The following is a 3,407-nucleotide window of genomic DNA, read 5'->3' on the forward strand; positions in this document are numbered from 1 at the left end:
TCTTCGCTCTCCATGACGACGTCGAGCAGCACGACGGCGAGGTCGTCCTCGCTAGCCAGCAATTGGCGGGCCTGGGCGGCGGAAGAGGCGTGCAGGAAGACGAGGGGCTGGCCTTCGACGGTCAGGCCCTGCATGGCCAGTTCGGTGGCCTTGTGGACGTCACCGTCGTCGTCAACGATGAGAATGCGCCAGGGCCGGTCTTGCGGGCGATGCTCGCCTTCAGCGTGCTCGGGGTCGTCGAGCAGCTCGAGCAGGTCGTCGTCAACGGCGGGCGTTTCTTGCATGGGGGCGAGGGCTCCGGGGCTGGGGCATCACGGCGCGGCCGCGGCTCCTACTCGTCAAGTAGCCGCAAGCGTACGGCATCCTCGGCCTTGTAGTCACGAAAAGCAGGGGCAAAAGTCCTGCGAATCGCCTCAACGTTTTGCGGGTTTGCCCGGACGCGGCGCGCTGTTACGACTTGCGCCGGTCACGCGCGGCGGCAGGCCAGTGTGCTGGGTCAAGAGCTGGCCCTTGCGCGGCGTGGCCGGCTTCATCGGTGCCGCACTCGCTGGTTTGGCCGCCGGCGTGACGCCGGTCGAGTTCTTGCGCCGCGCGCTTTCGTAGCTGCCGTCGGTGATGGGCTGGTAGCTCGGGATCAGGTGGTGCTTGCCGTTGCCGATCAGGTCGGCCCGGCCCATGGCCTTGAGCGCCTCGCGCAGCAGCGGCCAGTTGTTGGCGTCGTGATAGCGCAGGAAGGCCTTGTGCAGGCGGCGACGGCGCTCGCCGCGCACGATGTCCACGCTCTCGCCACGTGTCTCGTCACGGCTGATGCCCTTGAGCGGGTTCTTGCCCGAGTGGTACATCGCCGTCGCCGTGGCCATCGGGCTGGGGTAGAAGGTCTGCACCTGGTCGGCGCGAAAGCCGTTCTTCTTCAGCCAGACGGCGAGGTTCATCATGTCCTCGTCACTGGTACCGGGGTGGGCGGCGATGAAGTAAGGGATCAGGTACTGCTTCTTGCCGGCCGCCGCACTCGCCGCCTCGAACATCTGCTTGAAGCGGTCGTAGCTGCCGATGCCCGGCTTCATCATCTTGGACAGCGGGCCGCCCTCGGTGTGCTCGGGCGCGATCTTCAGGTAGCCGCCGACGTGGTGCGTGACCAGCTCCTTCACGTACTCGGGCGACTCCACCGCCAGGTCGTAGCGCAGGCCCGAGCCGATCAGGATCTTCTTGACGCCCGGCAGCGCACGCGCGCGGCGGTACATCTTGATCAGCGGATCGTGGCTGGTGTTCAGGTTCGGGCAGATGCCCGGGTAGACGCAGCTGGGCTTGCGGCAGGCGGCCTCGATCTCGGGGCTCTTGCAGCCGATGCGGTACATGTTGGCCGTCGGGCCGCCCAGGTCCGACACGATGCCGGTGAAGCCCTTGACCTTGTCGCGCATCTCCTCGATCTCGCGGATCACGGAGTCTTCCGAGCGGCTCTGGATGATGCGCCCCTCGTGCTCGGTGATGGAGCAGAAAGTGCAGCCGCCGAAGCAGCCGCGCATGATGTTCACGCTGAAGCGGATCATTTCCCAGGCCGGGATCTTGGTCGCGCCGTCGTGGCCGCCCTTCTCGTCCGCATAGCTCGGGTGCGGGCTGCGCGCGTATGGCAGGTCGAAGACGTGGTCCATCTCCGGCGTCGTCAGCGGGATGGGCGGCGGGTTGATCCACAGGTCGCGCTCGCCGTGGCGCTGCACCAACGCGCGGGCATTGCCGGGGTTGGTCTCCAGGTGCAGCACGCGGTTGGCGTGGGCGTAGAGCACCGGGTCGCTCTTGACCTTCTCATAGGCCGGCAGGCGCACCACCGTGTGGTCGCGCGGCGGCATGGTGATGCGGCCGGTCTTGTGGATGGTGATGGGCTTCGCCCCATCGGGCGCGTCGTTGGACGCGCAGGCCTTGTTCTCTTCGACGATCTGGTAGGGGCTGATCAGCTCGTCAATGCGGCCGGGACGGTCCACCTCGGTCGAGTCCAGCTCGAACCAGCCTTCGGCCGTCGGGTCTTCATCGCGGCGCATGAAGGCAGTGCCGCGCACATCGGTCAGGCTCTCGATGGGCTCGCGGCGCGCCAGGCGGTGGGCGATCTCGATGATGGCGCGCTCGGCGTTGCCGTAGACCAGCAGGTCGGCCTTGCTGTCCACGAGGACGGAGCGGCGCACCTTGTCCTGCCAGTAGTCGTAGTGGGCGATGCGGCGCAGCGAGGCCTCGATGCCACCGATGACGATGGGCACGTCCTTGAAGGCTTCCTGGCAGCGCTGGGTGTAGACCAGGGTCGCGCGGTCGGGGCGCTTGCCRCCTTCGCCACCGGGCGTGTAGGCGTCGTCGCTGCGGATTTTTCGATCAGCCGTGTAGCGGTTGATCATCGAATCCATGTTGCCGGCCGCCACGCCGAAGAACAGGTTGGGTTTGCCCAGGGCCTTGAAGGCGTCGGCGCTGCTCCAGTCCGGCTGAGCAATGATGCCGACGCGAAAGCCCTGCGCCTCCAGCGTGCGGCCGATCACGGCCATGCCGAAGCTGGCGTGGTCGACGTAGGCGTCGCCGGTGACGATGATGATGTCGCAGGAATCCCAGCCGAGCTGCTCCATCTCCGCCCGGCTCATGGGCAGGAAGGGTGCGGGGCCGAAACGCTTGGCCCAGAACGGGCGGTAAGCGGTCAGGGCCTTCGGGGCAGTGACGGGCAAGGCGGACATAAGAGGTGGATTGTCGACGGCGGACCCAGAAAGCACAAAGCCCGCGCAGGGCGCGGGCTTGACTCAACGGCCAAAGCCGTGAGGGATTACAGCGAACGGATGTTTGCTGCTTGCAGGCCCTTGGGGCCCTGCTTCACTTCGAATTCGACCTGGGCGCCTTCAGCCAACGTGCGGAAGCCGCCGTTGTTCTTGATTTCGCTGTGGTGGGCGAACAGGTCCTTGCTGCCGTCGGCCGGCGTGATGAAGCCGAAGCCCTTGCCGTCGTCAAACCATTTGACAGTGCCGGTTTGGAGGGTGCTCATGGAATTTCCTTACTGTTGTCGTGCTGCGTGGCCCGCCCCAGATCGGCTGCGGAATTCACAACGACGTTCAGGAAATCAGACCAACAAAAAGGCGCCGGATGTCGGCGCCGGGGAGCATTCTAGTTCATGCCGCCAGTCGGATCGGGACGACCACCATGCCGCGTCCCCGCGGAGCGGCGCCTTCGACACGACTTTCCTCGAAAACCGCACAGGCGCAGTCCCGGCAGGCGCCGCAGGCCGTGGCCACGCGCAGGTCATCCTGCAGGGCCTCGAAATTCGGGCAGCCGCTGGAGGCGGCAATCGCGATATCGCGATCAGAGACTCGGTGGCAGACACAAACAATCATGGGTGCGAAGTCTAATGCGAATCGGTCTCATTTGCAGAAAGAGCGGTTTTGCCG

General features: G+C 65.9%; 4 protein-coding genes. All 4 read right to left on the minus strand.

The annotated features are described in order from the left end of the window. The coding region (locus tag AC1DU6_RS24295) for a response regulator (RefSeq protein WP_477860197.1) at positions 1 to 284 on the minus strand (284 nt) is incomplete at its 3' end. 129 nt (positions 285 to 413) lie between these two features. Further along, positions 414 to 2,705 carry a YgiQ family radical SAM protein gene (locus AC1DU6_RS24300; RefSeq protein ID WP_477860199.1) on the minus strand — a complete coding sequence of 764 codons (2,292 nt, stop codon included), beginning with the start codon at positions 2,703 to 2,705 and terminating at the stop codon, positions 414 to 416. Positions 2,706 to 2,791: 86 nt separating this feature from the next. After that, complete coding sequence (locus AC1DU6_RS24305) at positions 2,792 to 3,007, minus strand: cold-shock protein (RefSeq protein ID WP_056205145.1); 216 nt, start codon at positions 3,005 to 3,007, stop codon at positions 2,792 to 2,794. Between the two features lie 124 nt (positions 3,008 to 3,131). Continuing rightward, positions 3,132 to 3,353: a (2Fe-2S)-binding protein gene (locus AC1DU6_RS24310; RefSeq protein ID WP_477860201.1), complete on the minus strand. Its 222-nt coding sequence runs from the start codon at positions 3,351 to 3,353 to the stop codon at positions 3,132 to 3,134. Between the last annotated feature and the right edge of the window lie 54 nt (positions 3,354 to 3,407).

It is taken from the genome of Roseateles sp. P5_B10 (assembly GCF_056400485.1).

Excerpts from the sequence above, each read along its gene's own strand:
- AC1DU6_RS24310 (WP_477860201.1), bottom strand. The coding sequence starts at position 3,353 with ATGATTGTTTGTGTCTGCCACCGAGTCTCTGATCGCGATATCGCGATT.
- AC1DU6_RS24305 (WP_056205145.1), bottom strand. The coding sequence starts at position 3,007 with ATGAGCACCCTCCAAACCGGCACTGTCAAATGGTTTGACGACGGCAAG.